Here is an 18,484-nt window from a genome sequence, read left to right on the forward strand (position 1 = left end):
CAGCCCGATGTCCTTCGTGAGCCGGGTGCCCAGGTCCACCTGGTTCGGGTGGATCTCCGAGTACCCGGGGACGAGCAGGACGTCGTCGAAGGTGAGGGCGCGCATCAGGGGCAAGGTCAGCATGGGGAGCCTTTTTCCGGACCCGCAGCCTGCGGGACCTTGCATCCCATGGTCTCACGGGAGAGGCGCGGGTTCCAGCGGGCGCTCGCAACGCAGGCCGTCCCGGGAACTTCCGCGCCATGGGCCCCAGGTGTCGCAGGTCCCGGCAGGGTCGGGGCATCGGGGCTGGAAGGGGCAACCCGGCGGGCGGTCCTGGGGCGCGGGGAGAAAGCCGGCATCCCGTGAAGGCTGCCTCCGCGCGCCCGCCAGAAGCCGCGCGGTGTAGGGGTGCCGCGGGGTTTCAAGGAGGCGTGCGGTGGGTCCGGTCTCGACAGGCTCGCCGCCATAGAGCACCAGCAGGCGGTCGCAGGCCCGCGCCGCCAAGCCCAGGTCGTGGGTGATCCACAGAAAGCCCAGGTTCCGCTCCCGCTGGAGGTCGAGCACAACCTCCAGGAAGGCCAGCTGTGCCGCTGGATCCAGGGCCGTGGAGGGCTCGTCGAGCACCAGCAGCTCCGGATCGCAGGAAAGGGCGATGGCCAGCGCCAGCCGCTGCCTCTGGCCGCCGCTGACCTGGTGGGGGAAGCGGTCCAGGAAGGTCGGGGTGGTGGGCAGGCGCAGCCGCTCGAGCAGCGGGGTGAGGCGGGCCAGGGCCGCCCCAGGTGATTCTCTCCGATGGACTCCCGGCAGCAGGGTCAGGTGCTGGGTCAGGGTCAGCAGCGGGTTCATGATCTGCCGGGGGTCCTGGGGCACCCAGGCCATCCTGGCGCCCCGGATGCGGTCCCGTTCCCGACCTGGGCGGTGCATGGGCATGCCGAAAGCCGTGAACCTTCCCCCCGCCACCCGCACTCCAGGAGGCAGGACACCGAACAGGGCCTGGGCCAGAAGGCTCTTGCCCGACCCGCTCTCTCCCACCAGACCCAGGCGGTCCCCGGGGGCCAGGTGGAGGTCCAGCGGCCCGAGCAGGCGGACCCCGTCCACCCGTTCCAGGAGCAGCGCGTCGATGGCCAGGGACATGGCCCGAGAATGGCATGGAAGTGATGGAAGTCAACGGGTTCCATAGAGCCCCTGATTGCCCCTTGACGCCTCCCGGGGGGGTCCTACCCTTGGGCCACCTGATCACCCTGCGGGCCCGGTAGAGGCCCGCCCAGGCAAGGAGGATTCATGGATTTCCTGCGCCCAGATCTCCAGGAGCGCCTGATGAAGGAGCACTTCGAATTCCGCAAGCTCATGGAAGAGCACAGAGCCGCTGACACGCGCCTGTGCGACCTCCAGAGGAAACCCACCCTCTCCGCCAAGGAATCCCTCGAAGAGGTGGAGCTCAAAAAGACCAAACTCCGCGCCAAGGAACGCATCTACTCCATCGTGCAGGAGGCCTCAAGGCACGCCGAACAGTAGGCCTTCCGCACTCGCAGGAGAAGCCCCGGGAATCGGCCCGGGGCTTCGTTTTTGTGACCGGGGCATGGAGATCTTCCTGCATCACGCCGGTAGGAACCTTGGCCGGTAGGGCTCTCCGACCCAGTAGACCAGCTCCAGCATGTCGTCCACATCCCAGAGCAGCACCTCAGCCCGGGCGCCGGGGTGGAGGTGGCCCAGATCCTCGCGGCGGAGGCTGCGGGCCGGATGCAGTGTCATGGCCGTGAAGGCCTCCTCGAAGGTCATGCGGAGCTGCAGGCAGCCCAGGCGCAGGATGGTGAGCGGATCCAGGCAGGGGCAGGAACCAGGGTTGAAGTCCGTGGCCAGGGCCACGCGGCAGCCGGCCTCGATCATTTTCCGGGCCGGCGCCCAGTCCCGCATGCCGAGAAACAGCGTGGTGCCAGGCAGTAGCACGGGCGTCACGTCCGCGGCGGCCATGGCCTTCATGCCAGCCTCGCTGCAGAACATGAGATGGTCCGCGCTGGCGGCCCCCAGCTCCGCGGCCAGCTCGGCTCCGCCGGTCCAGGAGAGTTCGTCGGCATGGACGCGGGGGACGAGCCCCAGGCGCTTCCCGGCCTCGAAGATGCGGCGGCCCTGGTCGGCGGTGTACACCCCCGTCTCCACGAATACATCGCAGAAGCGCGCCACACCGGGGTGGCGGCGCACCAGCTCCGGCAGCCAGTCCTCGGCCACGGCCCGGGCGTTGGTCTCGGCATCGCCGTTGAATTCCGGCGCCAGGTCGTGGGCCGGCAGCAGGGTCACGTCCAGGCTCCACCCGCGCGCCTTGAGCTCGGCGTAGGCGGCCGCGAGGCGGGATTCCGTTTCCAGCTCCAGGCCGTAGCCGGTCTTGCATTCGAGGTGGACGACGCCGCGCTCGTGGAAGGCCTTCAGCCGCGCTTCGCCCGAGGCCACGAGCTCCGCGACCGTGGCGCCGCGGGTGGCACGGACGGTCTCCCGGATGCCGCCGCCTTCCGCCGCGATCTGCTGATAGCTGACGCCGTGGAGGCGCCGGTTGAACTCGCCAGAGCGGTTGCCCCCGAAGAGCAGGTGGGTGTGGGGGTCCACGAAGCCCGGGGTGGCCCAGGCGCCGCCGCCATCCACCTTGGGCGCGCTCCGCCATTCCGTCGGGAGGTCCGCCGCCCGGCCCAGCCAGGCCACCCGGCCGCCGTCCAGGGCCAGGGCCGCGTCGGGAATGCGATCCACCGCCCAAGCCCGGGCGGGATCGGGGGTCAGCAGGCCCCGGAGGTTCACGAGCACGCGGCGGTCCGACATGGGTTCAGTCTGCCAGCAAAAAATTCCCAAGAGGTCCCTTGCGCCGGGTCCCTGGCTTGATAGCATCGCTCGACACCGGAGGTTCCAGTGCGGGGCAGGGGGCGTGGCATGAGGCGACTCGCGCAGAGTCTGTGTGTGCTTGGAGTGGTCCTGGCGCCCGTGGCGGCCCAGGAAAGCGTGCCGGCCTGGGCCAGGGAGTACGCCGCGCACTGGTCCACCTACCGCACGGATGCCCGTGGCCAGCGGAATTGGCAGGCCGTTCCCTTCGCCCAGATGACCCAGGGCGAGCAGTGGGCGCAGTTCATGGAGCACCTCAAGCAGGGCGGAAAGGCCCAGCGCGCGGCGCTGGCCTTCCTTAACCAGCGGACGCCCTCGGTCTGGGCCTCGGAGGGGCTGAAGACCAGGGATCCGGAGGTCGCCCTTGCCCTGCATCGCCTCGGCTTCCGCCAATCCGGGAGCGATCCATTCGCCTACCTCGGGGCGCCGGATCGTGTGGACCGCCCCTGGACCCACGGGCTGGGCCTGCATCTGGACAAGGCCGGATGGCGGTTCCAGTGGATTCCCAGCCCGGCGCTCTTCACCCAGGGAGGGAACGCGGTGCTGCCGAAGGGTCTGGGCCGGGCCGCCCAGCCTGGTGTGCTCATCCACCTGAAGGCGTTGCGCCCGGGCCTCGAGAAGTTGGTGGCCCTCGGCGGCGGTACGGGCCCCGACGCGCAGGGCATCCTGCCGGCGCTGGCTCAGGGCAGCCGGCTGGGCTTCACAGCGCGCCACCTGGAGCCCTGGCTGAAGAAAGCCTCGCCGGCCCTGGAACCTCTGGCAAACCGCGAGGCCTGGGTGCTGCACTATGGCACCGCGCGCCCCGGTGCGGACGAGATCCAGGGAACGCTGGTCTTCATCCCCGGGGACCTGCCGGCGCGCACCCAGCTGACGATGGCCTTGTTGCGTCTGAACCCCTCCAGCTCCGGCGCGCGATCCCGCGTGGTGACATGGACAGGCCCTGGCGCGTCCACGGAAGTCCAGCAGCTGCGCGGTTCCGGCGGCGTCTTCCACCTGATCCAGATGGCCGAGGGTACCTGGATCAGCGATCGCGAAGCCCCTCTCCGGGCCCTGCTGTTTCCGGGCCCCGTGCCCACCCTGGGGGAGCGTCCGGAATGGGCCCGCGTGGCCCTGTCAGCCATGGCGCCGGACACGGAGCTCTCCTTCTGGCTGGCGCCGCGCATCGGCGCGGATGCGGCCTTCGAGGTCCAGGCCCTCCGTCGCCGGCAGGCGAACGCCCAGCAGGGCACCTGGCCCAACCCCTTCGTGGCCAAGGCCGCGCCCCGCACCGGGGCCCTGGCGGTCGCCCTGGGCGCCGGACCCACCGAGAAGCTGGTGGAGGCGGTCCTCCGCGTGGACGATGCCACGGAGTTCCGAATGCCGTCGATGCCCGCATTCGCGGACGGAGGCCGGACCCTGAGCCCGGATCAGATGAAGGCCTACCAAGAGGCGCTCGCGGCGGCTCAGGAGCGCCAGCGCCAGCGGGCGGCCCTGCGCCAGGACGCCCAGGCCCTCCAGACCTGCCTCGACCTTCGCGGCGCGGCGTTCTTCTGGAACGGCTGGGTGACGGCGCCGCCGCTGACGGGGACGGAAAAGGCGGCCCTGACCGAGCTGGCCAAGCTGCGGCGCGAGGATCCCTGGCGGGCCATGCGGCTCCAGCAGGAGGGGAAGGTGACCGCCTTCGGGGGCTTCGGCGAGCCAGGCATGGCCCCGAGCGTGGCCCTGGCTCTCCCCGTGCAGCCCGCCCGGCGGACGCAGGCAGAGAACCTCCTCAAGAAGGTGCTGCCGCGGCTCTTCAAGGGTCAGAACCAGAAGCAGGCCTTCGGGGCGGCGGAGCTGCACCGCATCCTCACAGCCCAGGCCTTCCGCCCGGCCTGGACCCTGGTGGCCGACACGCTGGTGCTGGGCACGGACGAGGGCGCGGTGAAGGCCGTCGCCGCTGGCCTCCAGGGCCAGGCGCCCACCCTGGCGGACCGCGACTCCCGGGCCTGGGCTCGCATGGAAGTAGATGGCGCCCGAGCCTCCTCCGAGCTGGAGAATCTGCTGCTGGCCTTCCTCCGCAGCCGCAGCGGGGGCGGGTGGTGGATCGGCGAGGCCTCGAGCCAGGATGACGCGACGGCGGAGCTGGCCGCCAGCCTCGGGCCCTTCCTGGGAGCCTTGAAGGCGCTGGGGCCGGTGCGCATCGAGTGGGACTGGACCGCGGCGGGCCTGGAGGGGCGTCCGCGATGACGCCGATCCGGCTCCTGTCCGCGGCCCTGGCCGCGGGGGCCGTGGCCTTCCTGGCCCTGGCCCCGGTGCGCCACCGGGCGTTCCTGGAGATGGATCCGTCCAACCCCGTCGCGAGGGTCCGCCTGGACAGCCGCTCCCTGCTGGGCCTGCGCCGACCGGCCTGGGGCGCGCGGGTGGACGGGGCGGCGGCCTGGGGCGATAGCCGGGACGGCTTCTTCCTCCGCGCGACGGCTCCTGCCCAGGCCGTCATCCACGCCTGGCCGGGATTCCGACAGTCTCTGTCCATTCCAAGGGCCGCTGACGGGTCCGCTGCTCTCCTGGATGAAGGTGATCGTGAGGCCTTCCGGGACTGGTTCGTGGCACTCCTGGAGCAGCAGGTGGAGGCCCCAAGCCCCGCCTGGGAGCCCGCCCAGCGGGACTGCGCCGGCCTGCTGCGTTTCGCCTTCCGGGAGGCCCTGGCGGCCCACACCGCAGGCTGGCGGGCGCGGGTGGCCTTCACGGACGGCGCTCCCGGGCAGGATCCCTCGCCGGCCTTCGCGGCTGCGTGGCGTCAGGGATTCCCCACACCGGAAGGGCCCCGTCCCTTTGCCAAGGGCGCCTTCCTCCGGCAACTGTCCTGCGTGCCGCTGGGGCGCGACCTGGCCCTGGCGAAGCCGGGAGACCTGCTCTTTTTCGCCCGGGGCGGGGCCCACGCCCAGCCCGACCACGCCATGGCCTTCGTACGGCCTGATGTGGATGGCGCGCCCATGCTGCTCTACCACACGGGTCCCGAAGGCAGCGGCGCCTCCCGGCAGCCCGGCGAGGTCCGCCGGGCTCGCCTCGACGACCTGATGCACCATCCCGATCCCGACTTCCGTCCCCTGCCCGAGAACCCCGCGTTCCTGGGCCTCTTCCGCTGGCGGGTGCTGGCGGACGCGGCCTCCGAACCTCTCCCTCCCAGGTCCTGACATGCGCTGGTTCCGTCCGCTCCTCACCCTGCTGCTGCCCGCGATCCTGCTGGTGCCCACCACGGGCACGGCCCAGAAGCGCGGCGCCGAGGCCCCCTGGCGGGAGGGCGGATGGACCGGCGCCTTCGCCAACCTGAGGCCCACCCTGCCCGGGAAGCCTGGCCAGCTGGAGGCGGCCGGGCCCATCCCGGCCGAGGCGCGCATCCGCATCTACCGCGTGGAGGATCCCGAATCCCTTTTGAAGAAGGTGCTGGCGGATCGGGGCCGCGCCGCGGCCGAAGGCGGCCGGGGCGTCCAGGATCCCCTCGACCTGCTGCGAGAGGCGGTCCTGTGGGGCGGCCGGCGCGCCTTCGTCACAGTCCACCGCACGGCCACCCAGGCCCTGCGGGACGCCGCCAAGCAGGCCGACCGCCTGCGCTCGGCCCGCACCTCGCCGGACCGGATCCGCGAAGGTGCTGCCCTGCCCATCGAAGGCCAACCCGGGATCACCTTCGTCACCGAACTCGTGCCCCGCATCAGCGAGGACGTCGCCGGGAAGAAGGGAAATCCGGACGACGAGTCCGGAGACGATGGCTTCCTCAGCCGGGTGGACTTGCCTGCCCAGGCCGCCGGCCTGTACCTGGTGGAAGTGCTGCGCGGCAGCGACGCGGCCTATGTGCCGTGGCTCGTCACGGACCTGGCCCTGCTGTCGGAACAGGATGGCTCGCGGATCCGCGTGCGGGCGGTCGATGCGCGGGACGGCTCTGCCAAGGCCGGCGTGGCCGGCCAGATCCTCGAGGGTCCGAAGGCCCAGCCCCTGGCCTTCGACGGCTCGGGAACGGCCGAGGCCGCGGCCACGCCCGGCGTGCGGCGGGTGGTGCTGGCCCGCAGCGGGGCGAGCTTCGCCCTGCTGGCCAGCGAGGGGCAGGGCTCCGCGGCCGTGCGCCAGCGCCTCTATGCCTTCACCGAGCGGCCCCTCTACCGGCCGGGCCAGGAGGTCTTCGCCAAGGCCATCCTCCGCCGGGTGGAGGACGGCGAGAACCGCGTGGCGGGCGGCGCCGCGGACCTCCCCTTCACGGTGCTCGATCCCGAAGACACGAAGGTGACCGAGGGCCACGCCAAGCTGCTGAACGCGGAGACGGGCACCTACGCCGCCCAGTTCACCCTCCCTGGCGCGGGCCGCCTGGGTCTCTACCGCCTCGTCTTCCAGGGGCCGCAGGGGCCGGGCCAGGCGGAGTTCAAGGTGGAGCAGTTCGTGAAGCCCGCCTTCGAGGTCAAGGTCACGGCGGCGAAGGCCAAGGTGGGTCTGGGCGACACGCTGGCGTTCCACGCCAACGCCAGGTATTTCTACGGCGCCGCCGTGCGCGGGGCCAAGGCGGACTGGTTCCTCTACAAGGTTGCGCCGCCGAAGTCCCGCTGGATCTGGGACGACGAGGACGCCGGCCCGGCACCCGAGCTCATGGAGAGCGGCCAGCTGGAGCTGGACGAGGAGGGCCAGGCGGATCTGCCCACGTTCAAGGCCGAGAGCGACGGCCTCTGGCGCATGGTGGTGAAGGTGGCCGACGCGTCGGGTCAGCGGAACAGCGGGCAGGCCCAGGTGCGGGCCGCCGCCGGCGACCTGGTGCTGATGATCGCCTCGGACCGCCAGGTGGCCCTGCCTGGGAAGCCCTTCCAGGTCACGGCCCGCGCCCTGGACCTGGACGGCAAGGAGGTGCCGGGCGTGGCCATCTCCCTGCGCGCCGCCCGCATCGTGGCGCAGAAGGACACCGCGTACTGGTGGTCCCGTCCCAACGCCCTGAAGCCCGGCGAGACCGTGGCTTCCGCCCCGGGCCCCCAGGCCATGCTGAGCATCCCGGAAGGCGGCGCCTTCCTGCTGGTGGCCGAGGCCCGCGATTCGAAGGGCCGCCCCGTGACCGCCCAGCGCCAGATCACCGTGGCGGCCGAGGGCACGCCGCTGCCCGCGGTGCCGGATCTCCGCGCCGCCGCGGACAAACCCGAGTACCAGCCCGGCGACACGGCCCGGGTCCTCGTGCAGCTGCCGAGGCCCAAGCTGACACTGCACTGGGCCCTGGAGCATGAGGACCTCGGCCGGCACCAGAGCCGGATCGTCCAGGGCACCACCGCGATGGTGGAGATCCCCGTCACCACGGCCATGCAGCCGAACGCCTGGGCTGTCTTCGAGATCGTGAGCGAGGGCCGCCGCCAGATGGTGGAGGTGCCGCTTCGTGTGCCGAAGCGGGACCGCCGCCTCTCCGTGGCCGTTACCACGGACAAGGAGCGCTACCAGCCCGGCCAGCCCATGAAGGTGTCCGTGGAAGTGAAAGACTTCGCCGGGAAGCCCGCCACCGCGGACCTCAGCGTGGGGGTGGTGGACGAGGCCATCTACGCCCTCAGCCAGGAGCTGAACCCCGATCCCGTGCGCTTCTTCCATCCCACGCGCCGCCACGGCGTGCTGCGGTCCGGCTCCACGGACTGGAGCTTCCACGACCTGCTGCGCCGCCAGCGGCCCGTGTGGAGCCTCAAGCAGACGAAGCGGGGCGACTTCAAGGCCGATGACGACGAGAAGGTGCGTCAGAACTTCAAGGACACGGCCCACTGGGCGCCCTTCGTGGCCGCAGGGCGGGACGGGAAGGCGAGCGTGGACCTCGTGCTGCCGGACAACCTCACGGCCTGGCGGGCCACGGCCACGGCGATCACCGCCGACACCAAAGTGGGCGTGGGACGGGCCTCGAAGCCCGCCTCCAAGCCCCTGCAGGTGGCCCTCACGCTGCCGCGCACCCTCAGCGTGGGGGAGGAGGCCCGGGCCATCGCCCTGGTGCGGAACCTCTCGGGCCAGCCCATCCAGGGCCGGATCCGCCTGGAGGTGCAGAACGGCCGCTTCTCCGGAACGCCCGAAGGCACCTTCACCCTGCAGGACCAGGGGGAGTACCGCTTCGCCCTGCCGTTGTTCTCGGACAAGACCGGCCCGCTGACAGTCACGGCCCGGGTGGAGGGCGGCGGCCTGAAGGACGCCGAGCGACAGAAGGTCGCGGTGCTGGACCAGCTGGTGCCGGCCTCCCTCTCAGGCTCCATCCTGCTGGACGGCGGCAGCCAGACGGTCACGATCCCGGCGCCTCCCTCGGCGAAAGGCGAGGCGGCCCTGGTGCTCACGCCCGTGGGCAACCTGGAGCACCTGGCCGCGCCCTCGCTGCCCTACCTCATCGGCTATCCCTACGGCTGCGTGGAGCAGACCCTGTCCAGCTTCGTGCCCAACCTGCTGGTGGCCGACCTGGTCAAGCAGGGCGCCATGCCGGACCTGGACTGGAAGCAGCTCACGAACCTGGACCGCAACATCCGGGACGGCGTGTTCAAGGTCTACGGCTACCAGCAACCCAACGGCGGCTGGGGCTGGTACGCGCCCAACGACTTCGGCCTGGATGCCAACCCCCACACCACCGGCTATGCCATCCAGAGCTTCGCCACCATGAAGCGCCTGGGCTATGCCGTGGACGAAGGCGTCTACCGCCGAGGCCGCCTTGCCGCCATGGCCCTCTTCCAGCAGGTGGCGCGGCAGGCGGATCAGGCCACGGCGGCCCAGCGCGGGCGGAACAGCCACGGGCAAACCGCCGATCCCCAGGCGGATGCGGCCTTCCTGCTGGCCTCCCTGGCCCAGACCGGCGAGCCCATCGCGGGGCTGGTGGAGAGCGCGGCGGACAAGGTGCTCCAAGGCCGGTGGTCCGGCGACCATGTGCTGGCCCTGGTGGCCCTGGCCGCCGCCCAGGCGAAGCATCCCAAGGCGGCGGCCCTGGCCGAGCGCCTGGAGCAGCGGGCGGTGGTGAAGGGCGGGCTGGCCCGCTGGGAGGGTCGCCGCGACGTCTGGTGGGGCTATGCCTCCGGCGACGTGGTGCCCACGGTGATGGCGCTGAAGGCCCTCTGCCTGGTGCGCCCGCACTCGCCGCTGATCCGTCAGGGCGAGACGTTCCTGGCCTCGGAGTACCGCGGCTACGGCTGGTACTCCACCTGGAGCACGGGCCAGATCGTGGACCTGCTGCCCTACCTCATGAAGAGCCGCAGGCTGGACTGGGGGGCGCTCGCGATCCAGGCCTCGGTGCAGGGGGGTCCCACCTGGGATTTCAAGGAACGGCCGCAGGCTCGCCGCTGGAATGCCCGGGAAGCCCGGGCCGGCACCTTCGCCATGGCCGAACCCAAGCCCGTCACGGTCAGCGCCAGCGGCAGGGGGCTGCTCGTGTGGACCTACGCCTACCAGGTGCCCGGCAGCGCCGCGGGCGTGCCCAAGGGCGACGCGTCCACGGCGCTGCGCATGTCCGTGACCCGTGACCTCTGGCGCCTGAGGACGCCCCAGGAGACCGGCAATGCCAGTCAGGGCTGGATCCGCCAGCCCTGGACCGGGACGATGAAGGCCGGCGAGGAGGCATGGATGCAGGTGTCCTTCCGCACGGACCGCGACGCGGACTACGTGATGCTGGAGGTGCCCATCCCCGGCGGCCTCAACCCCACCGTGAAGCTCGAGGGCTTCGTGCTCGAAGGGAAGCCTTTCACGGAGGAAGGGGCCTCGGACCGCTGGGTGAAGCCGCGGATCGAGGTGCATGCCGACAAGGTGACGTTCCTGTTCCCCCACACCTGGAGCTGGGACACGCAGACCGTCCGGATCCTCCTGCGGGCGGGCATGGCGGGCCACTACCGGCTCAGGCCCGCCAAGCTGAGCCTCATGTCGAACGAGGGGCAGTGGGTCACCAGCGACGGGCTGGACCTGAAGGTGGTGGATGGAGGTGCGCGATGAAGGCCGGGCTGGTTTTCTCCCTGCTGCTGTCGGCCACCTTCCTCGGGGCGCAGAAACCGCGCCCGACCCAATCTCCCGCCGCGGCCTACGCGCCGGACCTGAAGCTCTGGCGCATGGACGTGTCGCCCGCCCTGGGCGGCTGGTCCGGCGACCGCGCCGTGGCGCTGAAGGTGAAGCTGGTGGACCCCAAGGATCCGAACCCGCCCAAGGACGAGCCCCAGCAGCGCTTCTTCGAGGAGGAGGACGAGGGCGGCTACGAGCCGCCGGCCGAGGACACCAGAACCGCCGATCAGCTGCGCCGGGAGCGGTTGGCGCGGGAGGCGGAGGCGGCCCGCAACGCCTGGCGGTCGCGCACCCTGCTGGTGTGGCTCAATGGCGCCTCGATGCGCTGGCAGGCCAGCGTTGGCACCACTCTGAACATGGAACTCACGGCCCAGAACGGCGAGAACCGGCTGGAGATCCTGGAGCCGGATTCGGGCCTGAAGGTGGTCCGGAGCTGGTGGGTGTCCACCACCCGCACGCGGCTCCGGGTGGTGAGCCTCCAGGTCAACGATGAGTACGCCAGCGGCAGCCTCCAGGTGCAGGAACCGGACGGGGCCCTGGCGCAGGGTGGGCGCCGCACGCCTTCAGGCGGCATGCTGCGCTGGTCCGGCGAGTACACCCACGACACGCCGCCGCCGGGGACCTATGCGCTGAAGTGGACCGGGGGCTGGCGGGGAGGCAAGCCTGCCCGCATCCACGTGGAGGCCGTGCTCGACGGTGGCACGGACCAGGAGCGCCGCTGGACCTGGGAACGCCTGATCCTGCCGGGTTCCGGCCCTGTCATGCTGGGGACCTTCGATGTGGAACCCTAGGTTGATCGGCCTCCTGCTCGCATCCTGCCTGCTGGCTGCCCAGCCGGCGCCGGAGGCCGGTCCCACGCCAGCGGTGCTGATTGCGGCCCGGGCACCCATCCTCCGGCCCGGCGAAGGCTTCGCCATCACGCTGGGGGATGGCGAGGTGCATGCCTATGGCGAGGCGCGCAGGGAAGCCCCCATGGGCAGCCTGGCCAAGCTGATCTGGATGAAGCTGGAAGGGAGCGAGTGGTCCGCCTCCGGCGTCCAGTACCGGTGCAAGGGCGCCGATGGGCCCTTCGTGTGCTGGAATCGCGAAGGTCATGGCCGCGTGGATCTGGCCCGGGCCCTCCAGGAGAGCTGCAACCTCGCGTTCCTGGCCTGGATCGCGGGTTCCCGTGAACGTTGGGTGCAGGACTACGGCCCGGATGCGGCCAGGGCTCGGCTCGAGGAGGCCTTCGAGCCCTTCCTCGGGCGCCGGATGCCCACGGGTGAGGGGCTGCCGCCGCTGACTGCAGCCTGGGTAGGCGACGGCGACCTGCTGCGCACCAGCCCCGAAGCCTTCCTGCGCTGGCTCATGGATCCGAGCCAGGCGGAGGTCGTCACCTTCGGCAAGCGCTTCCTGGCGGGCTTCTGGGTGGAGGTGAAGGACCTGTTCGGCAAAGAGGACTGGTGGTTCAAGACCGGCACGGGCCCGGTGCCCGGCGATCCATCCGCCACGAGCGCCTGGGTGGCGGGCGGCCGTCGATCGGTCCTTGTGGTGCTCCACCTGCCGCGGGGGCGGGGCAAGCAGGAGGGCATGACGCGCATCCGGGAGATCCTGGGGCTGAAGCCTTGATCCTGCTGGTCGCCCCGGCGCCCGCACCGCCGTTCACGCCACCGGTGATCGAAGGAGACGGCGCCAATCAGAGCGCGATGGAGGACTCGCTGCGGACGGCCTTCGCATCCACGGCGGGGTTCGGGCCCTGGCCACCTGGGCCCTGGCGGGTCCGACTCCACCCGGATTCGATCGCCTTCGAGACGGCCACCGGCGCGCCCCCGGGGCGCAGTGGCCAGTGGCTGGGAGACACCCTTCATCTTCGCCCCTGGGAGCAGCTGCGGCGGCGGGACCTCGGCGCCCTCCTGCGCCACGAACTGGTCCACCGGCGCCTTCGGGACGCGCACCTCCGGCGCTGGCTGGAGGAAGCGCGGTGCCTGTGGGCGGAAGGTCATGCCAAACCGCCCAGGACCTGGCCCGCCGCCCCGCCGGCAGGCGTCCAGGCGCGCCTGGACCGCGCCCTGGCGGCAGGCGCCACCCGCGAGCAGGCCTGGGCCTACCGCTGGCTGCGGGCCTGGCTGAACGGCGGTCCCCTGCCGCCCACGCCAGGCAGGACCGGTGCCACCGTGGAACGCTGGGTCAAGGAAGCCCCCGTTCTGGCCGAGACCGTCACGGTGGTCTGGCCCGCGGAGCGCCTGCGGGGCCCCATGGTTGTGAATGGACATCGCCTGTCGCATCGCCTCGGGAGGGTCTGGCGCTTCCAGGGGACCATCCGGTTCCAGGCGGGCTTTCCGATCGCGCCGCTTCGGGGCACGGTGCAGGTCCGGGCCGAGCGCCACGGCTGGTGCCTGGCCTGGACGACCTCCAGGACGGCCTGGATCGCCGCGGCCACCGAGGGGGAGCTCGGCGCCGATTCGCCCTTCGAGGCCCGGCGCGCCCTGGCCGCGGTGCTGGATCGGTGGTTGGACGGCCATCCCCGGCAGCACCCGGAGGGCACTCTCTGTCCACTGACCCATTGCGCGGTGGTGCGGGGCCGGGCCATGCCGGGTACGACCCGGGCCGTAGAGGCGGCTCCGGTCTTGAACCTGGATTCCCGCTGGGCCTTCTTCACGGGCTCCGCCGGCGGACATCCGCTGAGCCCCCGGGAAGTCTGGGGCGACGGGCCGGCCGAGGCCGGCGCCGCTCCGGAGGTGCCGGGAGATCGCTGGGTGGCCTGGGAACGCACCCTGGATGCCACGCAGGTCGCGGTCCTGAAGCGGGATGTGGCCGTCGGCCTGAGGCCGGGGCAACTCGGGATGATGCTCGGGGCTTCCGGGCCCTACGCGGTGGAGGCGCTGCGCCTCGCCGCGGGACGGCGGTACGGCTGGACTGCCTGGCCCAGCAATGTCTGCGAAGCCGAGATGCTAACGGACGGTTCCCTCCGGCTGAAGGGACGGGGCTGGGGCCACAATGCAGGTCTCTGCCTCAGCACCGCGCGGTTCCGTGCGGCTCATGGCGCCACGGCGGAACAGATCCTCGCCGAGGCCTTTCCGCCTTCGTGGCGGACGCCATGACCTGGTGGGTGTACCTGCTCCAGTGTGGCGACGGCACCCTCTACTGCGGCATCGCCCTCGATGTGGCGGCGCGGCTGAAGCAGCACCAGGAGGGCCGCGGGGCGAAGTACACCCGCGGCCGGGGTCCCCTGGAACTGGCCTACCGTGAGGCCTGCGCCTCGAAGGCCGAGGCGCTGCGGCGGGAGCGGGAAGTCAAGCGCCTGAGGCGCGGCGCCAAGGAGGCGCTCATCGCTACAGGAAGACCGTGATCGCGATGCGAATGCCCGGGTAGCGGGGATTGACCAGGTAGTAGCCGTCGCCGTAGTAGTCGATGTACACCCGGTCGGCCATGTACCAGTCGTCCACCCAGAACTCCGGCCAGGGATCCACGATGAGGAACCAGTAGCCTCCGCAGCGGAACCGGGGGTAGCCCTGGTAGATCACCGGGCGGCTGCCGATGAGGAAGGGATGGCTGACTCCGAAGCGGGAGACGAACTGCGGCTCGGGAATGCGGTAGCCGCCATACCCCCCGCGCTGGGCCCAGGTCCGGTGATCACGCTCCCAGTGCTGGGCGCGATGCTCACGCCAGCTGGAACGGGCCGGCCAGGCGTCGCGGCGCCAGGTGTCCCGGGACTGCCAGGCACGGGCGGTTTCGGCGGCGCGCGGAGAGGGGCGGACCTCCCGACCCTGCGGGCGGGAGGCTTCGCGGCGATCGGAGGGGGACCTCATGGCGCCATGAGCCTCGCGCCGGTCCATGCGTCCTTCAGAGCGCCCTTCAGAGCGCCCTTCGGGTCGGGCGAAGCGCTCCGGCCGCTCCTGTCGCTCCTGCCGCTCGGGCCGGGTCTGGCGTTCGGGGCCGGGCATGGGGCGGGCCCGCTCCATATCCCTCGAGGGGCGGGGTGCCTGGGGCGCGGCCCGCATGGGCGATGGCTGCTCCCGGCCGCGCTCGGGGCCCCGCTCAGGGCCTCGTTCGGGGGCGCGGCCCTCGCGCGGGCGATCAGGCCGGGAGCCTTCCTCCCGTCGGTCGTGCTGGGCCGAGGCCGGCATGGCCAAGACTGCCAGAAGCGATAGAACCAAAGTGCTGGACGTTCGATGGCGCGTCATGGGCTCCTCCTTTCCACGTCCTCGATGGAGGCATTGGATAAGATGCTGGAAAAGCAGGATCAGTGCCAGGCCATGCTGCTCCATCCTCCGGCCGGGAATGTTGCGGCCCTTTGGAGACCGGTTTCCGCTGGGCCGGAATCAGTGCTGCAGCAGGTTCCGCAGCTCGTCCATCTGGGCTTTCGATGCCAGCGGACGGGTGGGCTGAGAACCATCGATGGGCACTGCGAGCACCTCCGCCGATTCGGCCTTCCGAGCATCACTCCGGGTTTCCACGACCAGATAGACCGTTCGGCGGAGGCTGTCGTAGTGCCAATTTCCACATGTGGTTCCGGCGGCCGTGACCGCGCGAAGATTGCGGCCCGACGCGTCACAGAGCCAGATCCGGGCCTCGTCGCCTTCGTCGAGTCGGCCATTCCCGTTCGTGTTCGCATCGACGATGCTCACCACCAGGCCGTCGACCCGGGCGCTTCTGGTCTCTTCCCCATCCTCAAGGGTGTCGTAGCGGAGGATGAGGCTTTTCCGGGTGAGCAAGGGCCGGGAGGCCAGCGTCTTCGCGTCCACGAAAAGGAGGTTGAAGAGCGGGACGCTCGGGGCGCCCTTTCTGTAGCTCCCGATGCCTCGGGGTTCCTCGGATTCCTGCGGGAGTCCCTCCACGGGAACGAGCAGGATGTCCGTGCCCTTCAGGGACTTCGGGAGGCCCAGGCGCAGGATGGCGGGCTGGGAGGGAGCATCCGCGGCGGTCGCCGGGACGCCGGCCGGGAGGCTCTGCCCCCGGTCGCGGGAGGGCCAGAGCGCAGTGAGGCCCGTGATCAGCAGAACGATCAGGCCCGCCAGCAGGAGCGTTCCGTTCACGGCCCAGAGCAGGCGGTTGTAGCGCTCGAGGTCGAGCCTCATGCCTGCCGCCCAGTGGCCATTTCGCGCAGCAGACTAGCCACGGCGGCCTTGGGATCCTCGGCCTTGAACACGGCGTTGCCGGCCACCAGGCAATCGGCTCCGGCACGGATGAGGTCCGCGGCGTTCTTCAGGCTCACGCCCCCGTCCACCTGGATGAAGAAGGGCACGCCGCGCTGGACCCGGAGGGCATCCAGGCGCTTCACCTTGTCGAGCACCCGGGGGATGAAGCTCTGGCCGCCGAAGCCGGGGTTCACGCTCATGAGCAGCACGAAGTCGAAGTCGCCGACGAGATCCACCAGAGTCTCGACGGGCGTGCCCGGATTCAGCACCACACCCGCCTTGCCGCCGGCCTGACGGATGGCGGCCAGGGTGCGGTGCAGGTGGGGATCGGCCTCCTGGTGGATGCTCACCCAGTCGGCGCCCGCCTTCACGAAGTCGGCGGCATAGCGGAGGGGCTCCACGATCATCAGGTGGCAGTCCAGGGGCAGGGAGGTGGCCTTGCGCAGGCTCTCCACCACAGGCAGGCCGATGGTGATGTTGGGCACGAAGCGGCCGTCCATGACGTCCACGTGCACCACCTGGGCGCCCGCGGCGGCGATCATCCGAAGTTCCTCGCCCAGCCGCGTGAAGTCTGCGGAGAGCAGGGACGGGGCCAGCAGGGGGGAAGCGGGGCGGAGGCTCATGGTTCCAGTATTCCAGAGGCGGTCTTCATCGAGGTTAAAGACCTCCACGAAGGACACAAAGGGAAATACAAGAGCACGAAGAGCCATCCATCCGTGCCTTCGTGCCTTGCTTCGTGCCCTTCGTGGAGGTCCTTGTTTCAGTGCCCGAGGGGCACCTCCACCCCGTTCACCCACAGCCGCCCGGGCTTCACTTTGCGGAGCGCCTCGGGGGAGAGGGAGCCCAGTGGGACCTGGACCCACAGCAGGTCGGCCACGGCGCCCTTCTGGAGGGTGCCCAGCTCCTTGGCATGACCCAGGGCGGCGGCGTTGCCGCTGGTGTAGGCGCGGATCGCCTCGGCGCGGGTGAGGCGCTGCGCGGGCAGGAAGCCACCGGGCGGATCGCCTGCCGGGTCCTGGCGCGTCTCCGCGGCCGCGAGGCTCACGAAGGGATTGGGGTCCTCCACCGGGGCATCGCTCCCGAAGGCCAGCAGGGCCCCGCCGTTCGCAAGGGCCCGCCAGGGGAAGGCCTCGTCCACGCGATCGGGGCCCAGACGGGCGGGAGTCCAGCTGTGGTCCGAGGTGCAGTGGACGGGCTGGATGCTGGCCACGACGCCGAGCTTGCCGAAGCGGGCCGCATCCTCGGCGGTGACGATCTGGGCGTGTTCGATGCGCGGAGGCAGGTTGCTCGAGCGGCCGGCCTTGCGCTCGGCGGCGGCGATCAGGTCCAGGGCAGCCCGGTTCGCGGCATCGCCGATGGCGTGGATGGCCGGCTGGAACCCGGCACGCATGGTGATGGAGACGTCCAGTGCGACCTTGGCGGGATCCGTGACCCAGAGGCCCTGGGTGGAGGGCTCATCGGCGTACGGGGCGAGCAGACGTGCCCCGCGGCTGCCCAGGGCGCCGTCCAGGTAGAACTTGACGCCCTGAACCTGGAAGAAGGACAGGCTCTTGGCCCGGCCCTGCCGAAGTTCCCGCAGCATTAGCGCGTGATCGTGGTTCATGTACGCGAACACGCGGATGGGCAGGGCCCCCGCGGCGGCCAGGCGCCGGTAGGCGGCCAACTCGCGTGCGCCCGCGCCCATGTCGGCCACGGCCGTGAATCCGTTGGCGCGCAGGGTGGCAAGGCCTGCCTTGAGCCTTGCTTCCAGCTCGGTTGCACTGGGCTCCGGGATGAGCTTCTCCACCAGCTGCACGGCCGCATCCAGGAGGATGCCCGTGGGCTTTCCACTGGCATCCTTGAGGATGCGGCCGCCCTCGGGATCCGGCGTCTTGGGGCCGATGCCCGCCAGGGCCAGCGCGGCAGTGTTCACCCAGGCCGCGTGGCCGTCCACCCGCTGGAGGAAGGCGGGCCGGGACCCCGTGATGGCGTCCAGGTCCGCCGCCCTGGGAAAGGCCTTGCCCGGCCACCGGTTCTGGTCCCAGCCCCGCCCCAGCAGCCAGCCCTTGGGATGGGCCGCAGTCCAGGCTCGGAGGCGCTCCAGCGTGCCTGAAAGATCCGCCGGCCCCGTGAGGTTGGCCTTCCGGCTGAGGGCGCCCAGTCCACCCACATGGGCATGACCTTCGATGAGCCCGGGCAGGAGGGTGCCGCCCGGGAGCTCGACCTGCTGCGCTTTCGGATGGGCCTTGGTGAGCACCTCCACAGGGCCAACCGCGAGGATCCTCCCCTTCCGCACGACCACGGCCTGGCCGTGCTGCTGGCCCTGGTCGGTCCACAGATCGGCGCCCTTGATCAGGCGGTAGGAAACGGGGGGGGTGGCGGGTGGCATCGGCATGGGCGGGTCCCTCGGGGTTTCTGGAAGCATAGCTTCGCGAGGATTCAGCCCGGAAGGGTGCGGAGGATGGCGGGCGGGAAGGGGGGCTGGATGGGCGGGTGATCCGAGCTCGAATTGGTATAAAAATGTGATAATTGATGTATAAAATTTTATATTACACCTATTTAGATCCATT

Annotated in this window: 15 protein-coding genes; 8 read left to right on the forward strand and 7 right to left on the reverse strand. The window is 71.0% G+C overall.

What is annotated here, in order from left to right:
- The coding region (locus MLJ35_RS16095) for an IMP dehydrogenase (RefSeq protein WP_243383837.1) at window positions 1–123 on the reverse strand (123 nt) is incomplete at its 3' end.
- A 51-nt stretch (window positions 124–174) separates the two neighbouring features.
- Window positions 175–1,113, reverse strand: a complete 939-nt coding sequence (locus MLJ35_RS04065; protein WP_243383141.1) for an oligopeptide/dipeptide ABC transporter ATP-binding protein — start codon at window positions 1,111–1,113, stop codon at window positions 175–177.
- A 147-nt stretch (window positions 1,114–1,260) separates the two neighbouring features.
- On the opposite strand from MLJ35_RS04065, the gene MLJ35_RS04070 reads away from it, so the two are divergent.
- Window positions 1,261–1,494, forward strand: a complete 234-nt coding sequence (locus MLJ35_RS04070) for an HP1242/YdcH family protein (protein ID WP_243293868.1) — start codon at window positions 1,261–1,263, stop codon at window positions 1,492–1,494.
- A gap of 81 nt (window positions 1,495–1,575) precedes the next feature.
- On the opposite strand, the gene hutI is transcribed toward MLJ35_RS04070, so the two are convergent.
- A complete protein-coding gene (hutI, locus tag MLJ35_RS04075; protein ID WP_243383142.1) occupies window positions 1,576–2,784 on the reverse strand; it encodes an imidazolonepropionase in 1,209 nt (402 codons plus the stop codon).
- A gap of 108 nt (window positions 2,785–2,892) precedes the next feature.
- Between hutI and MLJ35_RS04080 the strand changes: the two genes are divergently transcribed.
- From MLJ35_RS04080 to MLJ35_RS04110, 7 genes are read left to right on the forward strand one after another with little or no spacing between them, the layout of a single operon-like run.
- Window positions 2,893–5,049 carry a hypothetical protein gene (locus MLJ35_RS04080; protein ID WP_243383143.1) on the forward strand — a complete coding sequence of 719 codons (2,157 nt, stop codon included), beginning with the start codon at window positions 2,893–2,895 and terminating at the stop codon, window positions 5,047–5,049.
- Window positions 5,046–5,996, forward strand: coding sequence for a DUF1175 family protein (locus MLJ35_RS04085; RefSeq protein ID WP_243383144.1), 951 nt, complete (start codon window positions 5,046–5,048; stop codon window positions 5,994–5,996). Before MLJ35_RS04080 ends, MLJ35_RS04085 begins: the two co-directional genes overlap by 4 nt.
- A gap of 1 nt (window position 5,997) precedes the next feature.
- The gene (locus MLJ35_RS04090) at window positions 5,998–10,755 is read left to right on the forward strand and encodes an alpha-2-macroglobulin family protein (RefSeq protein WP_243383145.1); all 4,758 of its coding nucleotides are present in this window, start codon (window positions 5,998–6,000) and stop codon (window positions 10,753–10,755) included.
- Entirely contained in the window at window positions 10,752–11,609 is an 858-nt protein-coding gene (locus tag MLJ35_RS04095; protein WP_243383146.1) for a hypothetical protein, read from the forward strand. Before MLJ35_RS04090 ends, MLJ35_RS04095 begins: the two co-directional genes overlap by 4 nt.
- A 1-nt stretch (window position 11,610) precedes the next feature.
- Window positions 11,611–12,426 carry a hypothetical protein gene (locus MLJ35_RS04100; RefSeq protein ID WP_243383147.1) on the forward strand — a complete coding sequence of 272 codons (816 nt, stop codon included), beginning with the start codon at window positions 11,611–11,613 and terminating at the stop codon, window positions 12,424–12,426.
- Window positions 12,423–13,898 carry a hypothetical protein gene (locus MLJ35_RS04105; protein ID WP_243383148.1) on the forward strand — a complete coding sequence of 492 codons (1,476 nt, stop codon included), beginning with the start codon at window positions 12,423–12,425 and terminating at the stop codon, window positions 13,896–13,898. The genes MLJ35_RS04100 and MLJ35_RS04105 overlap by 4 nt, the downstream gene beginning before the upstream one ends.
- Entirely contained in the window at window positions 13,895–14,146 is a 252-nt protein-coding gene (locus MLJ35_RS04110; protein ID WP_243383149.1) for a GIY-YIG nuclease family protein, read from the forward strand. The genes MLJ35_RS04105 and MLJ35_RS04110 overlap by 4 nt, the downstream gene beginning before the upstream one ends.
- Here the strand turns inward: MLJ35_RS04110 and MLJ35_RS04115 are convergent.
- The 4 genes from MLJ35_RS04115 to MLJ35_RS04130 form a co-directional block, all read right to left on the reverse strand.
- Window positions 14,130–14,741 (reverse strand): hypothetical protein, encoded by a 612-nt coding sequence (locus MLJ35_RS04115; protein WP_243383150.1) that lies wholly within the window; start codon window positions 14,739–14,741, stop codon window positions 14,130–14,132. The two genes, MLJ35_RS04110 and MLJ35_RS04115, sit on opposite strands and share 17 nt — an antisense overlap.
- Before the next feature lie 378 nt (window positions 14,742–15,119).
- On the reverse strand, window positions 15,120–15,875 hold the full coding sequence (locus MLJ35_RS04120; RefSeq protein WP_243383151.1) for a hypothetical protein: 756 nt from the start codon (window positions 15,873–15,875) through the stop codon (window positions 15,120–15,122).
- Window positions 15,872–16,558 carry a ribulose-phosphate 3-epimerase gene (rpe, locus tag MLJ35_RS04125; RefSeq protein ID WP_243383152.1) on the reverse strand — a complete coding sequence of 229 codons (687 nt, stop codon included), beginning with the start codon at window positions 16,556–16,558 and terminating at the stop codon, window positions 15,872–15,874. The genes MLJ35_RS04120 and rpe overlap by 4 nt, the downstream gene beginning before the upstream one ends.
- Window positions 16,559–16,695: 137 nt before the next feature.
- Window positions 16,696–18,309: an amidohydrolase gene (locus MLJ35_RS04130; protein WP_243383153.1), complete on the reverse strand. Its 1,614-nt coding sequence runs from the start codon at window positions 18,307–18,309 to the stop codon at window positions 16,696–16,698.
- Window positions 18,310–18,484 lie beyond the last annotated feature (175 nt).

It is taken from the genome of Geothrix alkalitolerans, assembly GCF_022808885.1.
Lineage (GTDB): Bacteria > Acidobacteriota > Holophagae > Holophagales > Holophagaceae > Geothrix > Geothrix alkalitolerans.